General features: G+C 70.6%; 18 protein-coding genes. 9 read left to right on the forward strand and 9 right to left on the reverse strand.

The features are described from left to right. Positions 1 to 47 precede the first annotated feature (47 nt). Positions 48 to 1,457, reverse strand: a complete 1,410-nt coding sequence (gene glnA / locus ACIRR9_RS08835) for a type I glutamate--ammonia ligase (protein ID WP_189260613.1) — start codon at positions 1,455 to 1,457, stop codon at positions 48 to 50. 212 nt (positions 1,458 to 1,669) lie between these two features. Between glnA and ACIRR9_RS08840 the strand changes: the two genes are divergently transcribed. Next, positions 1,670 to 2,140: an RDD family protein gene (locus ACIRR9_RS08840; RefSeq protein WP_123977766.1), complete on the forward strand. Its 471-nt coding sequence runs from the start codon at positions 1,670 to 1,672 to the stop codon at positions 2,138 to 2,140. Between the two features lie 152 nt (positions 2,141 to 2,292). Here the strand turns inward: ACIRR9_RS08840 and ACIRR9_RS08845 are convergent, their stop codons facing one another. Next, a complete protein-coding gene (locus ACIRR9_RS08845; RefSeq protein WP_403749140.1) occupies positions 2,293 to 3,933 on the reverse strand; it encodes an FAD-dependent monooxygenase in 1,641 nt (546 codons plus the stop codon). 213 nt (positions 3,934 to 4,146) lie between these two features. On the opposite strand from ACIRR9_RS08845, the gene ACIRR9_RS08850 reads away from it, so the two are divergent. The 7 genes from ACIRR9_RS08850 to ACIRR9_RS08880 are packed head-to-tail and all read left to right on the forward strand — an operon-like array spanning position 4,147 to position 9,334. Then, a complete protein-coding gene (locus tag ACIRR9_RS08850) occupies positions 4,147 to 5,211 on the forward strand; it encodes a SchA/CurD-like domain-containing protein (RefSeq protein WP_403749143.1) in 1,065 nt (354 codons plus the stop codon). Positions 5,212 to 5,267: 56 nt separating this feature from the next. Beyond that, entirely contained in the window at positions 5,268 to 5,681 is a 414-nt protein-coding gene (locus ACIRR9_RS08855; protein ID WP_403749144.1) for a cupin domain-containing protein, read from the forward strand. Beyond that, positions 5,678 to 6,946 carry a beta-ketoacyl synthase gene (locus tag ACIRR9_RS08860; RefSeq protein WP_123977770.1) on the forward strand — a complete coding sequence of 423 codons (1,269 nt, stop codon included), beginning with the start codon at positions 5,678 to 5,680 and terminating at the stop codon, positions 6,944 to 6,946. The genes ACIRR9_RS08855 and ACIRR9_RS08860 overlap by 4 nt, the downstream gene beginning before the upstream one ends. Further along, on the forward strand, positions 6,943 to 8,187 hold the full coding sequence (locus ACIRR9_RS08865) for a ketosynthase chain-length factor (RefSeq protein WP_403749146.1): 1,245 nt from the start codon (positions 6,943 to 6,945) through the stop codon (positions 8,185 to 8,187). Before ACIRR9_RS08860 ends, ACIRR9_RS08865 begins: the two co-directional genes overlap by 4 nt. A gap of 47 nt (positions 8,188 to 8,234) precedes the next feature. Then, on the forward strand, positions 8,235 to 8,486 hold the full coding sequence (locus ACIRR9_RS08870) for an acyl carrier protein (RefSeq protein ID WP_123977772.1): 252 nt from the start codon (positions 8,235 to 8,237) through the stop codon (positions 8,484 to 8,486). Between the two features lies 1 nt (position 8,487). Continuing rightward, positions 8,488 to 8,967 (forward strand): SRPBCC family protein, encoded by a 480-nt coding sequence (locus ACIRR9_RS08875; protein WP_403749149.1) that lies wholly within the window; start codon positions 8,488 to 8,490, stop codon positions 8,965 to 8,967. Between the two features lie 34 nt (positions 8,968 to 9,001). Further along, positions 9,002 to 9,334, forward strand: coding sequence for a TcmI family type II polyketide cyclase (locus tag ACIRR9_RS08880; protein ID WP_123977774.1), 333 nt, complete (start codon positions 9,002 to 9,004; stop codon positions 9,332 to 9,334). Between the two features lie 84 nt (positions 9,335 to 9,418). Here the strand turns inward: ACIRR9_RS08880 and ACIRR9_RS08885 are convergent, their stop codons facing one another. The 6 genes from ACIRR9_RS08885 to lipB form a co-directional block, all read right to left on the reverse strand. After that, on the reverse strand, positions 9,419 to 10,414 hold the full coding sequence (locus ACIRR9_RS08885; protein ID WP_365343388.1) for a methyltransferase: 996 nt from the start codon (positions 10,412 to 10,414) through the stop codon (positions 9,419 to 9,421). 175 nt (positions 10,415 to 10,589) lie between these two features. Beyond that, positions 10,590 to 11,681: a nitrous oxide reductase family maturation protein NosD gene (locus tag ACIRR9_RS08890; protein WP_403749152.1), complete on the reverse strand. Its 1,092-nt coding sequence runs from the start codon at positions 11,679 to 11,681 to the stop codon at positions 10,590 to 10,592. A gap of 141 nt (positions 11,682 to 11,822) precedes the next feature. After that, complete coding sequence (locus tag ACIRR9_RS08895) at positions 11,823 to 12,524, reverse strand: DUF4191 domain-containing protein (RefSeq protein WP_384560274.1); 702 nt, start codon at positions 12,522 to 12,524, stop codon at positions 11,823 to 11,825. 70 nt (positions 12,525 to 12,594) lie between these two features. Beyond that, positions 12,595 to 12,792, reverse strand: a complete 198-nt coding sequence (locus ACIRR9_RS08900; protein ID WP_123977777.1) for a hypothetical protein — start codon at positions 12,790 to 12,792, stop codon at positions 12,595 to 12,597. A gap of 250 nt (positions 12,793 to 13,042) precedes the next feature. Continuing rightward, positions 13,043 to 14,008 (reverse strand): lipoyl synthase, encoded by a 966-nt coding sequence (lipA, locus tag ACIRR9_RS08905; protein WP_123977778.1) that lies wholly within the window; start codon positions 14,006 to 14,008, stop codon positions 13,043 to 13,045. Positions 14,009 to 14,083: 75 nt separating this feature from the next. Further along, the gene (lipB, locus tag ACIRR9_RS08910) at positions 14,084 to 14,884 is read right to left on the reverse strand and encodes a lipoyl(octanoyl) transferase LipB (RefSeq protein WP_403749156.1); all 801 of its coding nucleotides are present in this window, start codon (positions 14,882 to 14,884) and stop codon (positions 14,084 to 14,086) included. Between the two features lie 255 nt (positions 14,885 to 15,139). Between lipB and ACIRR9_RS08915 the strand changes: the two genes are divergently transcribed. After that, positions 15,140 to 16,618, forward strand: a complete 1,479-nt coding sequence (locus tag ACIRR9_RS08915; RefSeq protein ID WP_403749158.1) for a regulator — start codon at positions 15,140 to 15,142, stop codon at positions 16,616 to 16,618. 249 nt (positions 16,619 to 16,867) lie between these two features. Here ACIRR9_RS08915 and ACIRR9_RS08920 read toward each other — a convergent pair whose 3' ends face one another. After that, positions 16,868 to 18,223 (reverse strand): FAD-dependent oxidoreductase, encoded by a 1,356-nt coding sequence (locus tag ACIRR9_RS08920; RefSeq protein ID WP_403749161.1) that lies wholly within the window; start codon positions 18,221 to 18,223, stop codon positions 16,868 to 16,870. Positions 18,224 to 18,375: the final 152 nt, after the last annotated feature.

Below are 18,375 nucleotides of genomic sequence, written 5' to 3' on the forward strand. Positions count from 1 at the left end.
GCCCTGAGAAACAGGAACGGGGGCGCCGGAAGCCGGAGAGGCGTCGATCACACGTCGAAGTACAGCTCGAACTCGTGCGGGTGCGGGCGCAGCTGCAGCGGGGCGATCTCGTTGGTGCGCTTGAAGTCGATCCACGTCTCGATCAGGTCGGGCGTGAAGACGTCACCGGCGAGCAGGAACTCGTGGTCGCGCTCCAGGGAGTCCAGGACGGCCGGGAGGGAGGTCGGGACCTGGGCCACGTTCGCGTGCTCCTCGGGAGCCAGCTCGTAGAGGTCCTTGTCGATCGGCTCGGCCGGCTCGATCTTGTTCTTGATGCCGTCGAGGCCCGCGAGGAGCAGGGCCGAGAAGGCCAGGTACGGGTTGCCGGAGGAGTCGGGCGCGCGGAACTCGACACGCTTGGCCTTCGGGTTCGAACCCGTGATCGGGATACGCATCGCGGCGGAGCGGTTGCGCTGCGAGTACACCAGGTTGATCGGCGCCTCGAAGCCCGGGACCAGACGGTGGTACGAGTTCACCGTCGGGTTGGTGAACGCGAGCAGCGACGGGGCGTGCTTCAGGATGCCGCCGATGTAGTAGCGGGCGATGTCCGACAGGCCCGCGTAACCGGCCTCGTCGTAGAAGAGCGGGGAGCCGCCGGTCCACAGGGACTGGTGGACGTGCATGCCCGAGCCGTTGTCGCCGAAGATCGGCTTCGGCATGAAGGTCGCGGTCTTGCCGTTGCGCCAGGCCACGTTCTTCACGATGTACTTGAAGAGCTGGAGGTCGTCGGCGGCGGCGAGCAGCGTGTTGAACTTGTAGTTGATCTCCGCCTGGCCGGCGGTGCCCACCTCGTGGTGCTGGCGCTCGACCTGGAGGCCGGACTTGGCCAGCTCCAGGGAGATCTCGGCGCGCAGGTCGGCGAAGTGGTCGACCGGCGGGACCGGGAAGTAGCCGCCCTTGTAGCGGACCTTGTAACCACGGTTGTCCTCGAGGGCACCGGTGTTCCAGGCACCCGCCTCGGAGTCGATGTGGTAGAAGCTCTCGTTCGCCGAGGTGGCGAAACGGACGCTGTCGAAGACGTAGAACTCGGCCTCGGGACCGAAGTACGCGGTGTCCGCGATACCGGTCGACGCGAGGTAGGCCTCGGCCTTCTTCGCCACGTTGCGCGGGTCACGGGAGTACTGCTCGCCGGTGATCGGGTCGTGGATGAAGAAGTTGATGTTGAGCGTCTTGTCCCGGCGGAACGAGTCCACCCGGGCGGTCGACAGGTCCGCGCGCAGCGCCATGTCGGACTCGTGGATCGCCTGGAAACCACGGATCGACGAACCGTCGAACGCGAGCTCCTCGTCCGGGTCGAACGCCTCGACGGGCAGCGTGAAGTGCTGCATGACGCCCGGCAGGTCGCAGAAACGGACGTCGATGAACTTGACGTCCTCGTCCGCGATGAACTTCTTGGCCTCGTCGGCGTTCTGGAACATCCAGCTCCTCCTACTCCCGGCCGTTCCCGTGCCGGGGTGGTAGTTCGTTCGTGCGGCCAGTGCGGTGGCACACGCTGTCCTCGACCCTAGGGACGGGTGATTTCTCGGGCGTGACCCATTTGTTTCGCTGAAGTTAACCGGGTTCGCTTCCACGGTAGCCCCGGGACACCCCGCCGAACCCCGGGTGGATACCGGGGCAGTACCGTTGACGGGTGGACAACAGGCAAGCAATCGGATCGTGGCTCTCCGGGCCCCGCGCGGCCATGGAAGAGGCGGGCGCGGAGTTCGGCTACCGGGGCGAGCAGCTCGGTCTGCCGGAACAGGGACCGGGCTCCATCGCCCGCCCCGGCAGGCGGCTCGGGGCGCTGGCCGTGGACTGGGCGCTGTGCGAGTTGATCGCATACGGCCTGATCACTCATGGCTACAACCCGGCTTCGACCGGCAACTGGGCCCTGCTCATCTTCTTCGTCCTGGGTGTCCTCACGGTGGGCACGGTCGGCTTCACGCCGGGCAAGCGACTGTTCGGGCTGCGGGTGGTCGGCGTCGGGACAGGGCGGGTGCAGCCGCTGCGCGTGCTGGCCCGCACGGTTCTGTTGTGCCTCGCGATTCCGGCGCTGATCTGGGACCGGGACGGCAGGGGACTGCACGACCGGCTGGCGCGGACCGTGGAGGTCCGTATCTGAGGCGCGGGGGGTTCGGCCGCCCGGTCGACTGCGGGGTTCCGTTTCGTCGGCGGCCGCGGGTGGTGCGTGGTTGCTCGCGCAGTTCCTCCCCCGGCCTTCGGCCGGGGGTACCCCCAGCGCCCCTGACGGGGCGCTGCAGCCCCCACCCCGGCTCACCGTGTCCGCAGAACTCCCCGCAGTACATCCCGCAGCTCCGCCTCCGCGTCCCCTTCCGCCGGGCCCTCCGCGCGCCAGGCCACGAATCCGTCCGGCCGTACCAGCACCGCGCCGTCCGCCGTCGTGCCGTGTGCCGTCGCCCAGTCGTCGCCCTCCGTGTCGTACACAAGATCGGCCCCTGACCCGGCCGTGCCGATCCCGTACGCGTCCAGTCGTACCCGTTCCGTGTCCGCGATCCGGCGGGCCGCCATGTGCCAGGGCGAACCCGGGGCGCTGAGCAGGACCAGGGCGCGCTCGTACAGGTCGAGCGTGGAGACGCGTTCGTCCGCCCGGCGCAGCCACAGGTGCGGCGCCCTGCTGCCCGGCCGGCCCGTCAGGTTCATCCCGTCGGGTACGACCGGCCGGCCGACGTCCGCGCCCAGTACCGCCCCCCTCGGGTACCGGTAGCCGAGGACGATGTTGAGGATGCCGCCGCGCTTGCCGGCGCCGATGCCGGGGGCCGGGGCGAAGCCGGGGTGGCTGTGTTCCACCGAGCGGGCGGACGCGCGGGCGCTGGTGGCGAGGGCGACCGGGCGGCGCTCGGTGTCGTACGACTGCAGCAGCCCCGGTCCGGCCCAGCCGTCCAGGACCGCCGCCAGCTTCCACGCCAGGTTGTGGGCGTCCTGGATGCCGGTGTTGGAGCCGAACGCGCCGGTCGGGGACATCTCGTGCGCGGAGTCCCCGGCGAGGAAGACCCGCCGGTCCGAGTACCGCTCGGCGACCCGCTCGGCCGCCCGCCAGGACGCCCGGCCGGTGATCTCGACGTCGAGATCGGGGACGCCGACGGCCCGGCGGATGTGCCGGGTGAGCCGCTCCTCGGTGAACTCGTCGAGGGTTTCGCCGCGTTCGGGGTGCCAGGGCGCGTGGAAGACCCAGCGCTCCTTGTTGTCGACGGGGAGGAGGGCGCCGTCGGCCTCGGGGTCGGTGAGGTAGCAGCAGATGAAGCGGCGGTCCCCGACCGTGTTCTGGAGCAGCTTGGAGCGGAAGGTGATGCTGACGTTGGCGAACAGGTCGCCCGGGCCCGTCTGGCCGATGCCCAGCCGGCCGCGGACCGGGCTGCGCGGGCCGTCGGCGGCGACCAGGTAGTCCGCACGGACGGTGTACATCCGGTCGGAGTCACGGTCGCGGACGTACGCCGTCACTCCTTCGGGGTCCTGTTCGAAGGACTCCATCTCATGGAAGTAGCGCAGCTCGCCGGTGAGGGATTCGGCCGCCCGGCGGAGTACCGGTTCGAGGTCGTTCTGGCTGCACAGGCACCAGCCCGTCGGGCTGAACCTCGCGAGTCCGCCGCCCGGGTCGATCTCCTTGAACAGCCAGTCGCCGGCGTCGCCGACCAGCGTCGGGGTCTGCAGGATGCCGTGGTTGTCCGCGAGGAGCGAGGCCGCGGTCCTGATGTCGGCCTCGATGCCGGCCTTCCGGAACAGCTCCATCGTGCGCACGTTGTTGCCCCGGCCGCGTGGATGGATCGAGGTCCCGGAGTGTCTCTCGACGAGCATGTGCCGTACGCCCAGTCGGCCCAGGAAGAGGGACATGGACAGGCCCACGAGGGAGCCGCCCACGACGAGGACGGGGACCTGGTGATCGGTTTTCCGGTGCATCGGGCACTCCAGAGGCGGGTGGTGGTCCGTCAGGTGCGTCGCAACTTCCATGCCCCGTCCGGGCCCCTCCGGCAGGGGTTCCGTGCGCTCAATCACCCACCTGGTTCACGCGAGTCGCGCACTTCGAAGGACCGGCACAGGATCAAGAAGCGCTGACGCCGCGTCATCGGCGAAGGCGCAGGCCGCTGCCCCCGCGAAGGAGATGTGCGAAGCATGACGACGATCTCGGAAAAGGTTTCCCCGACCCGAACGACCCGCCCGGTGTCCAAGCGGGTCTCCCAGTCCGTCTTCGACGGCTCCCGGCTCCGGGTCGTCCTGCTGGTGGACGTCTACGACGGCGCACAGCAGCAGTTCCTGGAGGCCTACGAGCAGCTGTGCAACCAGGTCGCCCAGGTGCCCGGCCACGTCAGCGACCAGCTCTGCCAGTCGATCGAGAACCCCTCGCAGTGGCTGATCACCAGCGAGTGGGAGAGCGCCCCGCCGTTCCTCGCCTGGGTGAACAGCGAGGAGCACGTCGAGATGGTGAAGCCGCTGCACAGCTGCGTCCGCGACACCCGTTCGCTGCGCTTCCACGTCGTCCGCGAGACCGGCGGCCCGGCGGCGGACTCCGTGCGCGTCCTGCAGGCCGAGCCGCGGATGGGCGACGGAGTGATCCGGCACGCGCTCACCTTCACGGTCCGGCCGGGCAGCGAGGCCCAGGTCGCGAAGATCCTCGCGGACTACGCCTCGCCCAAGGCGAACGTCGACGACACCACCCGGCTGCTCCGCACCTCCCTGTTCATGCACGGCAACCGGGTCGTGCGGGCCATCGAGGTACGCGGTGAACTGATGGCCGCCCTGCGCCATGTCGCCCGGCAGCCCGAGGTACGGGCCGTCGAGGAGGCGATCAACCCCTACCTGGAGCAGGAACGCGACCTCAACGACCAGGAATCCGCACGGGTGTTCTTCACCCGGGCGGCGCTGCCGGCCGTCCACCACGTCAGCGTCGACGAGCTCGCCGAGGGCGAGCGCCACGCGCTGTACTACCCGGCCCGCCCCGGCTGCGGGATGCGGCTCGCGGAACTGCTCGCGCAGCACGACGAGACCGCCGCCGAGGACCCGGCGAGCCCGGTGCTGCACAGCACGGTCTTCCAGCGTGACGACGTCGTCGTACGACTGGTCGAGCACCGGCCCGGCGAGGCCGTGGACGTCACCCCGGCCCAAGCCCTGACCGCCCTGCTGGACGGCGACGCGGTGCGGATGCAGCTCATCACCGACCGCCGCTCGCCGGACGCCTGACCCCCCTCACCACCGTCGCATCAGACCACGGCATCACATTCACGGAGGAGTACGTGATGAAGCCCATTCCGAAGATCGTGGACCTCAGCGAGATCGAGCCCAACACGCGGCGCGGCGGCGATCTGCGCGCCATGCTCACCCCCGCCACGGTGGGCTCCACCAGCGGTTTCATGGGTGTGGCCCTCGTGCAGCCGGGCGACCGCATCGCCGAGCACTACCACCCGTACTCCGAGGAGTTCGTGTACGTCGTCTGCGGCGACATGGAGGTCGATCTGGACGGCGAGCCGCACCCGCTGCGGCCCGAGCAGGGCCTGATGATCCCCATGAACATGAAGCACCGCTTCCGCAACGTGGGCAATGTCGAGGCGCGGATCGTCTTCCACCTCGGCCCGCTCGCCCCCCGCCCGGCCCTGGGCCACGTCGACACGGAGGAGACGGAAGCCGTCTCCGTGGGGCAGGTCCGGTCGTGACCCGGCGCGTGGCGGTTACGGGCATAGGCATCGTGGCTCCGGGGGGTGTGGGCGTACCGGCGTTCTGGGATCTGCTCGCCTCGGGCCGGACCGCGACGCGCGGCATCACCTTCTTCGACCCCTCCGGACTCAGGTCACGGATCGCCGCCGAGTGCGACTTCGACCCGGCGGCGCACGGCCTGGACCCTGAGGAGATCGAACGGGCGGACCGTTACATACAGTTCGCCCTGGTCGCCGGCGACGAGGCGGTCCGGGACTCCGGTCTCGACCTGGGCCGGGAGGACCCCTGGCGGATCGGGGTCTCCCTGGGTACGGCGGTCGGTGGCACCACCCGACTGGAGCACGACTACGTCCTGGTGAGCGGCGCGGGTCAGCGCTGGGACGTGGACCACCGGCAGGCGCAGCCCCAGCTGCACCGGGCGTTCTCCCCGAGCACCCTGGCCTCCGCGGTGGCGGAACGTTTCGGCGCGCAGGGTCCGGTGCAGACCGTCTCCACCGGCTGCACCTCGGGCCTGGACGCGGTCGGCTACGCCTTCCACACCGTCCAGGAGGGCCGCGCCGACATCTGCATCGCCGGCGCCTCGGACTCCCCGATCTCACCGATCACCATGGCCTGCTTCGACGCGATCAAGGCCACCTCACCGAACAACGACGACCCCGAGCACGCCTCCCGCCCCTTCGACAACCGCCGCGACGGGTTCGTCATGGGCGAGGGCGGCGCGGTGCTCGTCCTGGAGGAGGAGGAGCACGCCAAGGCCCGCGGCGCGCACATCTACTGCCTCCTCGACGGCTACGCCACCTTCGGCAACGCCTACCACATGACCGGTCTCACCAGCGAGGGCCTGGAGATGGCCCGCGCCATCGAGACCGCCCTGAACCACGCCCGCCTCGACCCCACCGCCATCGACTACGTCAACGCGCACGGCTCCGGCACCCGGCAGAACGACCGCCACGAGACCGCAGCCGTCAAGAAGGCGCTCGGACAGCACGCGTACCGCACGCCGATGAGCTCCATCAAGTCCATGGTGGGCCACTCGCTCGGCGCCATCGGCGCGATCGAGGTCGTGGCCTGTGTGCTCGCCCTGGCCCACCAGGTCGTCCCTCCCACCGCCAACTACGAGACCCCCGACCCCGAGTGCGACCTCGACTACGTGCCGCGCGTCGCCCGCGAACGGCCCCTGAGCGGTGTCCTGTCCGTGGGCAGCGGGTTCGGGGGCTTCCAGTCCGCGGTGATCCTGACCCGGCCGAGAGGAAGGACACGATGAGCGAACCCCATTCTCGGCGGGCGGCTGTCACCGGCATCGGTGTCGTGGCGCCCAACGGAACCAGCACCGACACCTTCTGGAAATCCGTCCAGGAGGGACGCAACGTCCTCGACAAGGTGACCCGCGACGGCTGCGAGCACCTGCCCATGAAGGTGGCCGGCGAAGTCCGCGACTTCGACCCCGCGGCCGCCGTCGAGGAACGCCTCATCGTCCAGACCGACCGCTTCACCCACTTCGCGATGGCCGCGGCCGACCTCGCCCTGGAGGACGCCCGCCTCGGCCGCGCCGACACCGACGGCTCGCCGTTCGACATCGGCGTGGTCACCGCGGCCGGCTCCGGCGGCGGCGAGTTCGGCCAGCGCGAGCTCCAGCAGCTGTGGGGCAAGGGCAGCCGGTTCGTCGGCCCCTACCAGTCCATCGCCTGGTTCTACGCGGCCAGCACCGGCCAGATCTCCATCCGGCGCGGCTTCAAGGGACCCTGCTCGGTGGTCGCCGCCGACGAGGCCGGCGGCCTCGACGCCCTCGCCCATGCCGCCCGCGCGGTGCGCCGGGGCACGGACGTCATCGTGGCCGGCTCCACCGAGGCGCCGATAGCTCCGTACTCGGTGGTCTGCCAGCTCGGCTACGAGGAGCTCAGCCGGGAGACCGACCCGGCCCGCGCCTACCGCCCGTTCACCGAGCAGGCCTGCGGGTTCGTGCCGGCCGAGGGTGGCGCCATGCTCGTCGTCGAGGACACCGGCTCGGCCCGTCGGCGCGGACTGCCGGTACGGGCCACCCTCGACGGCCATGCGTCGACCTTCACCGGGGCCTCCCGCTGGGCCGAGTCCAGGGCCGGGCTCGCCCAGGCGATCCGCGGGGCGCTGGCCGAGGCCGGGTGCGCCCCCGAGGAGATCGACGTGGTCTTCGCCGACGCCCTCGGCGTCCCGGAGGCCGACCGGGCCGAGGCACTGGCCATCACCGACGCCCTCGGCGCGCACGGCAGACGCGTACCGGTCACCGCACCGAAGACCGGGATCGGCCGCGGCTACTGCGCGGCGCCCGTCCTGGACACCGCCGCCGCGGTGCTCGCCATGGAACACGGGCTGATCCCGCCCACCCCGGGTGTCTTCGACATCTGCCACGACCTCGACCTCGTGACCGGCAGCGCCCGCGCCGCCGCACCACGCACGGCGCTGGTCCTCAGCCGGGGCCTCATGGGGTCGAACTCGGCACTCGTGCTGCGCCACGGCGCGGCCGGGTGACGCGAACAAGCAGCTGCTGACCGGCAGCGAACGAAGAAGGAGTCCCTATGAGCATCACCGTGGACGAACTGTCCGCACTCATGAAGACGGCCGCCGGCGTCACCGTCTCCCCGGCCGACCTGCAGGAGCGGAGCGACAGTGGCTTCGACGCCTTCGGTGTCGACTCGCTCGGCCTGCTCGGCATCGTCGGCGAGCTGGAGAACCGGCACGGCGTGCCGATGCCGGTGGACGCCGAGCGGTGCAGGACGCCCCGCGCGTTCCTCGACCTCGTCAACAGCGCCATGCCCGCGGGAGCCTGACATGACCGGACACACCCAGAACGAGATCACCATCGCCGCGCCCGTCGAACTGGTCTGGGACATGACCAACGACGTGGCCAACTGGCACCAGCTGTTCAGCGAGTACGCCAGCGCCGAGATCCTGGAGGAGGAGGGGAACAAGGTCACCTTCCGGCTGACCATGCACCCCGACGAGAACGGCAAGGTGTGGAGCTGGGTCTCCGAGCGCGAGGCGGACCGCGCCCGCCTGCGGGTCAAGGCCCGCCGCGTGGAGACCGGCCCGTTCGCGCACATGGACATCCTCTGGCAGTACGAGGAGGTGCCCGCCGGTACCCGGATGGTCTGGACCCAGGACTTCGCGATGAAGCCGGACGCCCCCGTCGACGACGACTGGATGACCGACAACATCAACCGGAACTCCAAGGTCCAGATGGCCCTGATCCGGGACAAGATCGAGAAGGCGGCCACCGGCCGGCGCCCCGACCCGGCCCTGGCCGACTGAGCCGGCCGTCAGGAAGACAGGAACGGAGAGACACGTGCACCAGGCCCTGATCGTCGCCCGTATGGCCCCGGGCTCCGCCCCCGACATCGCGAAGGTGTTCGCGGAGTCCGACCGGGGAGAGCTGCCGCACCTCGTCGGGGTCACCCGGCGCAGCCTCTTCCAGTTCGGTGATGTGTACATGCACCTCATCGAGTCCGAGCGCGAGCCGGGACCGGCCATCGCCAAGGTCACCTCGCACCCCGAGTTCAGGGACGTCAGCGACCGTCTCCAGGCGTACGTCAGCGCGTACGACCCGGAGACCTGGCGCTCCCCGAAGGACGCGATGGCACAGCGCTTCTACCTCTGGGAGCGCGACGGCGGCGCCTGAACCGCAGGCCGCCCAGCCAACGGTGCCGGACCCGCGTACGACGCGGGCCCGGCACCGGCGTGCACGGGGTCCTGTGCCGCCCGGTCAGGCGGGCACCATGCAGTCGAAGGCATGCAGATACGGATTGACCGGCCGGATGTCACCCACCTGCAGTCCCGCGTCGGTCAGCCGGCGCACCATGCTGTCGGTGGTGTGCTTGGCCCCGCCGACGTTCAGGAGCAGCAGCAGGTCCATGGCCGTACTGAACCGCATGGACGGGGTGTCGTCGACGAGGTTCTCGATGACCACGACCCGGGCCCCCGGACCACCGGCCGCGATGACATTCGCGAGCAGCCGCGCGGTGGACTCGTCGTCCCACTCCAGGATGTTCTTGATGATGTAGGCGTCGGCCCCGACCGGCACGGCCTCCCGGATGTCACCGGGCACGATGCTCGCCCGGTCCTCCAGGTCCCCGCCCGGACGCAGCCGCGGCAGCGCCTTCTCCACCACCCGCGGCAGATCCAGCAGATAGCCCTTCATCGCCGGGTACTTGTCCAGCAGGCATGCCACCACATGCCCCTGTCCGCCGCCGAGATCGGCGACCGACCGGCTCCCGGACAGGTCCAGCAGTGCGGCGACCTCTCGGGCCGACTGCTCGCTGGAGGTGGTCATCGCCCGGTTGAAGACGTCCGCCGATTCCGGCGCGTCCTCGTTCAGGTAGTCGAAGAACTCCTTGCCGTAGAGGTCCTCGACGACGTTGCGGCCGGTGCGCACGGCCTCGTCGAGCTTCGGCCAGGCGGCCCAGGTCCACGGCTCGGTGCACCACAGGGCGATGTAGCGAAGGCTGTGCGGGTCGTCCTCGCGCAGCAGCCGGGAGGTCTCGGTGTGGGCGAACGTCCCGTCCGGCCGCTCGGCGAAGACGCCGTAGCAGGACAGGGCGCGCAACAGCCGGCGCAGCGGCTTCGGGTCGGTCTTCACCGTGGCCGCCAGGGTCTCCACGGTCATGGGGGCGTCCCCGAGCGCGTCGGCGACGCGCAGCCGGGCGGCCGCGCGGACGGCGGCGGCACACGCCGCCCCGAACACGAGCTCGCGCAGCCGCATCGACGGCGGCGGAGCGTCCTCCTGCGTCGGCTGCTTCGCCGCCGACGAGAGGTCGCGTGCTGGTGCGGTCATGTGCCGCCTTCCTTCCTTCTGAGGTTCCTTCTGAGGGTCCTTCTGGTGTTTCTTCCGGTGTGTCTTCCGGTGTGTCTTCTGGGCGTGCCGTACGTCCCTACGGTCAGCACAGACCCGCGGGCTTGGACTTCTTGCAGGTGTTGCCCTTGAAGGCGTTGCCGTGCTTGGTGGCTTCCTGGTTGATCAGGTCGGCGGGGCCGTTGCCCGACAGCTTGTTGTCGGTGACCTGGTTCTTGTCGCTGGTGGTGCCGACGAAGCTCTTGAAGATCACGACGCCGCCGGACAGCGGGGACTTGCCGGTGTTGCCGGTGACCGTGTTGTGCGTGACCAGGGTCTTCTCGGCGCCGGTCAGGACGATGCCGGTGCCCTGCAGGAAGGCCAGCCTGGCGGTCTTCTTGCAGTACTTGTTGTTCTTGACGACCTGGTTCTCGGCGACGGTGATGTTGCCCGCCTTCGGCTTGTTCTCGTCGCCGACGACGAAGACGCCCGCGCAGTTGCCGGTGATCGAGTTGGCCGTGACGGTCAGGTTGCGCAGCCGGCGCACGGTGACGCCGATCCGGTTGCCCTGCAGCAGGTTGCGCTCGACGACCGTGCCGTGGGTGTCCGTGGCGCCCTTCTCCGCGGTGACGGAGTTGGCGAGGAACAGGCCCGCGTCGCCGTTGTCCCGGGCGACGTTGTCGCGGTAGGTGCTGTGCACCGAGCGCTCCTCGGCGATGCCCCACTGACCGTTCTTGACGGCGGCCACGCCGTGCACGTTCAGGTTGGCCGCGCCCACGGCCATCACGCCGATCCGGGAGAACCCGGTGACGGTCATCCCGGCGATGGTCACGTCCTCGACGGGCTGCTTCTTCGTGCCGATCACGCAGATGCCGTTGCCCATCTCCGCGCAGGACTTCTGGGCGGCGGCCTTCATCTTGCCGGCCTTGACCTTCTTGGCCTTCTTGGCCGGCTTCAGCACGGTCTGAGGGCCCACGCCGCGCAGCGTGAGGCCGGGCGTGGTCACCTTGACGCTCTCGCGGTAGGTGCCGGCCATGACGACCACCGTGTCACCGGGCTCGGCGGCGTTCACGGCCTTCTGGATCGACTCGCCCGGGTGCACCCAGTGGACGCGATGGGCGGCGGACGCCGGTGCGGCGCCGAGGGAGCCGCACAGGGCGGCTGCACAGGCGAGGTATGCGATATGGCGTTTTGTCACATTCGGCAGGTTAGAAGCGGATGACCCGATAACCCGCTGGATGCTCCGTTCGGCGGCGTGTCATCCGCGTTGGACGACCGGGAAACCACAAAGGCGCGGCGGTCGCCGTAGCAACCACCGCGCCCCGAGCTCTTGGGCGAACTACCGCCCCCGAGGTCCACCCTTCGGCATCCGCATGCCCTTGGGCATGGGGCCCTTCGGCAGCGGCATGTTGGACATCAGGTCGCCCATGGCCCGCAGTCGGTCGTTGGTCGCCGTCACCTGGGGGCCGGCGAGCACGCGCGGGAACTTGAGCATCGTCGTCCGTAGCTTCTTCAGCTCGACCTGGCCCTCGCCCGTGCCCACGATCACGTCGTGCACCGGCACATCGGCCACGATGCGGGCCATCTTCTTCTTCTCGGCGGCCAGCAGGGTCTTCACCCGGTTCGGGTTGCCCTCGGCGACCAGCACGATGCCGGCCTTGCCGACCGCCCGGTGCACCACGTCCTGGCTGCGGTTCATCGCCACCGCCGGCGTCGTCGTCCAGCCCCGCCCGATGTTGTCCAGCACCGCGGCGGCCGCGCCCGGCTGGCCCTCCATCTGGCCGAAGGCCGCACGCTCGGCCCGGCGGCCGAACACGATCGCCGTCGCGAGGAAGGCGAGCAACAGGCCCAGGATGCCCAGATAGACCGGGTGGCCGATCAGGAAGCCGATCACGAGGAAGACGGCAAGGGTGCCGAGACCGACACCCGCAAGTACAAGACCGATCGTCTTATCGGCCTTGCGGGTCATCTTGTACGTCAGGACGATCTGCTTCAGTCGTCCCGCATTCGCAGCGTCCGCTGCGGGTTCCTTCCTCGCCATGCCCCGAAGTCTACGTGGCCCCGGGAGTGCCGACGACGGCAGTGCCCGGGAAGGCCCCACGGGAGGGGCGTCAGGAGCGGCCGGCGGCCTGCTCCAGGAAGCGCTGCGCCTCGACCCGGTCCTTGGCACGACGGCGGTCCTCCAGTACGGAGGTCCAGGCGTTCTGGCGGGCGGTGCGCTGGCCGCCGCTCATCAGGATCGACTCGACGGCGCGCAGGGCGTCGGTGAAGGACGGGATGGCGGTGGCGCGAACGGGCGCGGCCTGCATGGTGGAGGTCCCTCCTCGAAGTGGGTCTGCCTGCTGTGATACCAGGGTCACTGTTTGGTGTTACCAGGGCGTGACCGACCGGTCAAACACCAATGAAGCCTTGATGCGCGGGGCCGGAACGCTGACGCGGCCCTGACGTACGCCCTCATCAGCGAGGACGGTCAGGACCGCGTCCATTCGGTCATTACCGACCGGTAGCAACTTGTGCGTGAATTCACACGCAAATGGCCGAAGGCCGTGGCGGAGACCGTCAGACGGCCTGCGCGGCGACGAACGCGCCCCGCTTCTCCACGGCCATCTGGTAGAGGCGGCCGGCCCGGTAGGAGGAGCGGACCAGGGGGCCGGACATGACACCCGAGAAGCCGATCTGCTCGGCCTCCTCCTTCAGCTCCACGAACTCGTGCGGCTTGACCCAGCGCTCCACGGGGTGGTGCCGGACGCTCGGACGCAGGTACTGGGTGATGGTGACCAGCTCGCAGCCCGCCTCGTGCAGCTGGCGCAGCGCGTCGCTGACCTCCTCACGGGTCTCGCCCATGCCGAGGATGAGGTTGGACTTGGTGACCAGACCGAAGTCACGGGCCTCGGTGATGACCTTCAGCGAACGCTCGTAGCGGAAGCCGGGGCGGATCCGCTTGAAGATCCGGGGCACGGTCTCGACGTTGTGCGCGAAGACCTCGGGGCGGGACGAGAAGACCTCGGCGAGCTGCTCGGGGACCGCGTTGAAGTCGGGGGCGAGCAGCTCGACCTTGGTACGGCCGCCCTCGCGCTCCGCCGTCTGCGCGTGGATCTGGCGGACGGTCTCCGCGTACAGCCAGGCACCGCCGTCCGCCAGGTCGTCGCGGGCGACGCCGGTGATGGTGGCGTAGTTCAGGTCCATGGTGACCACGGACTCGCCCACGCGGCGCGGCTCGTCGCGGTCCAGCGCCTCGGGCTTGCCCGTGTCGATCTGGCAGAAGTCGCAGCGCCGGGTGCACTGGTCGCCACCGATGAGGAAGGTCGCCTCGCGGTCCTCCCAGCACTCGTAGATGTTCGGGCAGCCGGCTTCCTGGCAGACCGTGTGCAGGCCCTCGCTCTTCACGAGGTTCTGCATCTTCGTGTACTCGGGGCCCATTTTCGCCCGGGTCTTGATCCACTCGGGCTTGCGCTCGATGGGGGTCTGGCTGTTACGGACCTCCAGGCGCAGCATCTTGCGTCCGTCGGGTGCGACTGCGGACACGACCGGCTCCCTAGCGATTGATTCTTCGGCGTGCTCCAGCGTACGCCCGTGGATTCGAAAGCCTGCAGGCCAAAGTCAGGCCGCGGGTGTCTTCTCGATCACCCTCGGCGCGAGTTCCGCGTTCTCCAGGACGTCCTTCAGGTGCCGCTCCACCACCGGCAGCACCTCCTCGATCGTGACGTCCCGGCCCAGTTCGCCCGCCAGGGAGGCCACGCCCGCGTCCCGGATGCCGCACGGGATGATCCGGTCGAACCACTTGTTGTCGGGGTTCACGTTCAGCGCGAAGCCGTGCATCGTGACGCCCTTGGCGACCCGGATGCCGATCGCGGCGATCTTGCGGTCCTCGCGGCGCTGGCCGGCGTTGGAGGGCGCGTACTCCGGGCCGTTCATCCGCGGGTCGAACTCCTCGTCGTGCAGCCGCGGGTCGAAGTCCAGGGAGAGCCCTCCGATGGCCGGCCGCTGTTCGACCGGGTCGCCGAGCACCCACACGCCGCTGCGGCCCTCCACCCGGCTGGTCTCCAGGCCGAACTCGGCGCAGACACGGATCAGCGCCTCCTCCAGACGCCGTACGTGTGCGACCACGTCCACCGGGCGCGGGAGCTTCTGGATCGGGTAGCCCACCAGCTGGCCGGGGCCGTGCCAGGTGATCTTGCCGCCGCGGTCCACGTCGACGACCGGGGTGCCGTCGAGGGGGCGCTCGTTGTCCGCGGTGCGGCGGCCCGCCGTGTACACCGGGGGGTGTTCGAGCAGCAGCACCGTGTCGGGGACCTCGTCGGCGAACCGGGCCGCGTGCACCCGGCGCTGCTCGTCCCAGGCCTCCTGGTACTCGACGGCATCCGCGCCGAACCCCATACGGACGAACCGCAACTCGCTCACGGCAAGCGCCTCCCTCGGCGATAAGGCGATAAGTGCGTCAGGCACGTAACGCGCCCAAGCCACTGTACGTCCGCCCGTCGCGCGTCAGCCTCGGGGGCAATCCTCACACGATCGGATGAATGAACGTCGAAGTGTGCGATCGGTTGCTCACTCTCCGCTACATTCGCGCCGTCCATGAGCGCCAAAAGGGCTGCTCACCGGCAATCCGGGCACAAGCTACCGAGCTGAGCCAGAAGGCAGGAGACCCCACCCCAGATGACGGACCGACCCGCGCAGCGCACCCCCAACCGCCAGCTCGCCGCGCTCATCGCAGAAGCGGGGTTCTCCAACGCGGGTCTGGCGCGTCGCGTCGACCAACTCGGCCTCGAACACGGGCTGGATCTCAGATACGACAAGACATCCGTCACCCGGTGGCTGCGCGGCCAGCAGCCCCGGGGCACCACCCCCGCGCTGATCGCCGAGGTCTTCACCCGGCGCCTGGGCCGCCGACTCACCGCCCAGGACCTGGGCCTCGACGCGTGTGCCCCGGTGTACGCCGGGCTGGAGTTCGCGGCGACCCCCGAGGAGGCCGTCGACATCGTCAGCGGGCTGTGGCGCAAGGACTCCGGCAGCCACGCCGAGCTCCGCAAGATCGCGTTCACCCCGGCCGGGCTCGTGGTGCCCAGCCGGGACTGGCTGATCGGCCGCGCCGACGACAGGGTGGCCCGCGGCGAGCCGGCGCCGGCGCCCGCACCGGCGGCCCGGGTACCGGCGCAGCTCCGTCCGGCCGTGCCCAGGCAGGTGCCGCCCGTGCCGGGGCGCCCGCGCGGACAGACCGAACGCGGACCCGGGCAGAAGGTCACCGGCGGCGACATCGCCGCGCTGCGCTCCGTCGGCGACCTGTTCCGCACGCTCGACGACACGTACGGCGGCGGGCACGCCCGGCAGGCACTGGTGCGCTATCTGGAGCACGAGTGCGAGCCGATGCTGCGCGGCACGTACGGCGAGCAGACCGGACGCAAGCTGTTCGGCGCGGCCGCCGACCTCACCCGGCTCGCGGGCTGGACGTCGTACGACATCGCGGCGCACGGCCTGGCGCAGCGTTACTTCGTGCAGTCCCTCCGGCTCGCCCAGGCGGCGGGGGACCGGGCCTACGGCTCCTACGTCCTGGTCACCATGAGCCGTCAGGCGGTCTACCTCGGGCACGGCCGGGAGGCGGTGCAGCTGGCGCGGGTGGCCCAGCAGGGCGTCGGCACCAGCGCCTCGCCGGTCGTCCAGGCGCTGCTGCACGCGGCCGAGGCCCGCGCGCACGGAGTCCTCGGCGAGGTGCGGGCGTGCACGGGCGCGCTGGTCCGCGCGGAACGCGCGCTGGAGGCGGCCCGCCCGGGTGACGAGGTCCCGCACTGGGCCCGCTTCTTCGACGAGGCCCAGCTCGCGGACGAGTTCGGCCACTGTCACCGGGATCTGCAGCAGTTCCGCGCGTCCGCCCAGCACGCCGAACGCTCGCTGCAACTGCGTGCGCCCTCCTACGCCCGCAGCCGCCTCTTCTGCCGCGTCGTCCTCGCCACGGCCCGCCTGGGCCTCGGCGAACTCGACCAGGCGTGCGCGCTCGGCGTGGAAGCGGCGGGGGCGGCCGCGGAGATGCGCTCGGTGCGCGCGATCGAGTACGTCAAGGACTTCGAACGCCGACTGGAGCCGTACAAGGACGCGGCCCCGGTAAAGGGCTACCGCGACAAGGTCGCCGCGCTCGGCTAGCGGGGGTAGCTGCGCCGGCCTGGCCGACGGGGTGCTGGGCGGGGCGGCTTTCGAGTCGGCTCGCCTTTTCGCCGGTCGTGCCTTCTCCGCCGCTCACCTCATTTCCGCCGCGACGGTGCTCAGCCACGACGGTGTCGTCCGGCGGTGCCGGGCCGGGTGTTGTCACTCGCCGTTGCGGGTGGCGGCTGTCGGCTTGGTGCGGCGCCGTCGTGGCTGGTCGCGCAGTTCCTCGCGCCCCTGGCGGGGTGCTTATGCGGCTCGGCGTTGCAAAGGTTCCGCCCTGTTCAAGGAGCCCGATGCGTCGATGTCCGCCAATATCGCCGCTGTTGCCCGGTGGGCTGAATGGAGGGCTCCCTGGACTGTGCTGGTGTCGCGGTGGTCGCCGCAGACGTAGAGGCCGGCCAGGAGGCGGACCGGGCGGCGCAGGTCGTGCGGGGGGCGCATGGTCGGGATCGCCTCCGGCGTGTGGTGGATCGCGAGGGTCTCCCAGCGGCGCGTCGACGTGCCGTAGAGGCGGGAGAGGTGCATTCGGACCGCTGTGTCGATGTCCGAGGGGGGCGTGCCGAGGACCGTGGAGGAGATCAGGGCGCGGCCCTGGGGGGCCCGGCTCGGGTCGATGTTGCTGACCACCGAGGTGTGGGAGACGGGGCCGCTCCGGTCGGCGTCCAGCAGGAGCGACGTGCCCGTCGTGAGCGTCGCCGGTTCGTCCGTCGTGTGGTGGACCACGGTCACCTGGTGGAAGTCCGGGACCCGGAGGCCCGGGAGCAGTTCGGCGGCGGCCCGGGCGTCGGTTGCCAGCAGGACCGCTTGGCAGCGGATCTCGCCGTGGTCGGCCGTCGTCACCGACGTAGTGGAGACCGAGGTGACCCGTACCCCCGTGCGGACCGTGCCGGGCGGCAGGGCGCGGGCGAGGAGCTCGGGGACGACCTCGGCGCCCCCCTCCGGCACGCACAGTCGCCCGCTCGCGAAGGAGCGCAGGGCGAGGTCCGCGCACCGGCTGGACGTCGTCAGCTCGGGGTCGCAGAGCAGCGCCGCCAGCAGCGGGCGCAGGAAGCCGTCGACCGTGCGGGCGGGTACCCCGCGCTCCGCGAGGGCGTGGGCGGCGGGGAGTTCGGGGCGGGCCAGGAGCCGCTCGACGGGCGTGGTCGCCATCCGGCCCAGCGCCGCGCCCAGACGTGCCTGGTCGACCGCGCTGCCCATCGGCGCGGTCGCCCGCGCCGGGGCCACCGCCGAGCCCCTGGGGGCGCTCGCCAGGGCGCGCACGGCATACAGTGCGCCCCTTGCGCTTCCTCCGCCCGCCGGAGCGCCGGCCCGGTGCCTGCGCCCGTTGCGATGCAGTAGCACGCCGGGCGCGAACCGGCGCAGAACCAGGGCGTCCAGTCCCGGTGTCAGCTGTAGTTCCGGGTAGGACGTGGACAGGAGCTGACCGATCCGGTCGAGCCGGAAGCCGTCGACCTTCTCGGTCGACATGCGTCCGCCGACGTAGGGGGCGGCCTCCAGGACCGCGGTCGTTACTCCTGCGCTGTTCAGCCGATGAGCCGCGGAGAGTCCGGCGATACCGGCTCCCACGATGACGACGTCCGCCTGGTACGCGGGCTCATGCACGAGGCCCCTCCTCGATTGCGCGTCCGGTGGAGACGTGATGCCCCCAACAGGCTCCGGGGATACCCGAGTTCGGGTCGAGGTTAGGGCGGTGAACGGTCGAGGACAGTCGCGCATGAACAGGGCACGGTCGCACACCGGTCGCATACGGTCAC

The organism is Streptomyces sp. NPDC101234, from assembly GCF_044767525.1.
GTDB classification, from domain to species: Bacteria; Actinomycetota; Actinomycetes; order Streptomycetales; family Streptomycetaceae; genus Streptomyces; species Streptomyces sasae.

Excerpts from the sequence above, each read along its gene's own strand:
- glnA (WP_189260613.1), bottom strand. The coding sequence starts at position 1,457 with ATGTTCCAGAACGCCGACGAGGCCAAGAAGTTCATCGCGGACGAGGAC.
- ACIRR9_RS08845 (WP_403749140.1), bottom strand. The coding sequence starts at position 3,933 with ATGCACCGGAAAACCGATCACCAGGTCCCCGTCCTCGTCGTGGGCGGC.
- ACIRR9_RS08850 (WP_403749143.1), top strand. The coding sequence starts at position 4,147 with ATGACGACGATCTCGGAAAAGGTTTCCCCGACCCGAACGACCCGCCCG.
- ACIRR9_RS08855 (WP_403749144.1), top strand. The coding sequence starts at position 5,268 with ATGAAGCCCATTCCGAAGATCGTGGACCTCAGCGAGATCGAGCCCAAC.
- ACIRR9_RS08865 (WP_403749146.1), top strand. The coding sequence starts at position 6,943 with ATGAGCGAACCCCATTCTCGGCGGGCGGCTGTCACCGGCATCGGTGTC.
- ACIRR9_RS08870 (WP_123977772.1), top strand. The coding sequence starts at position 8,235 with ATGAGCATCACCGTGGACGAACTGTCCGCACTCATGAAGACGGCCGCC.
- ACIRR9_RS08875 (WP_403749149.1), top strand. The coding sequence starts at position 8,488 with ATGACCGGACACACCCAGAACGAGATCACCATCGCCGCGCCCGTCGAA.
- ACIRR9_RS08885 (WP_365343388.1), bottom strand. The coding sequence starts at position 10,414 with ATGCGGCTGCGCGAGCTCGTGTTCGGGGCGGCGTGTGCCGCCGCCGTC.
- ACIRR9_RS08895 (WP_384560274.1), bottom strand. The coding sequence starts at position 12,524 with ATGGCGAGGAAGGAACCCGCAGCGGACGCTGCGAATGCGGGACGACTG.
- ACIRR9_RS08900 (WP_123977777.1), bottom strand. The coding sequence starts at position 12,792 with ATGCAGGCCGCGCCCGTTCGCGCCACCGCCATCCCGTCCTTCACCGAC.
- ACIRR9_RS08915 (WP_403749158.1), top strand. The coding sequence starts at position 15,140 with ATGACGGACCGACCCGCGCAGCGCACCCCCAACCGCCAGCTCGCCGCG.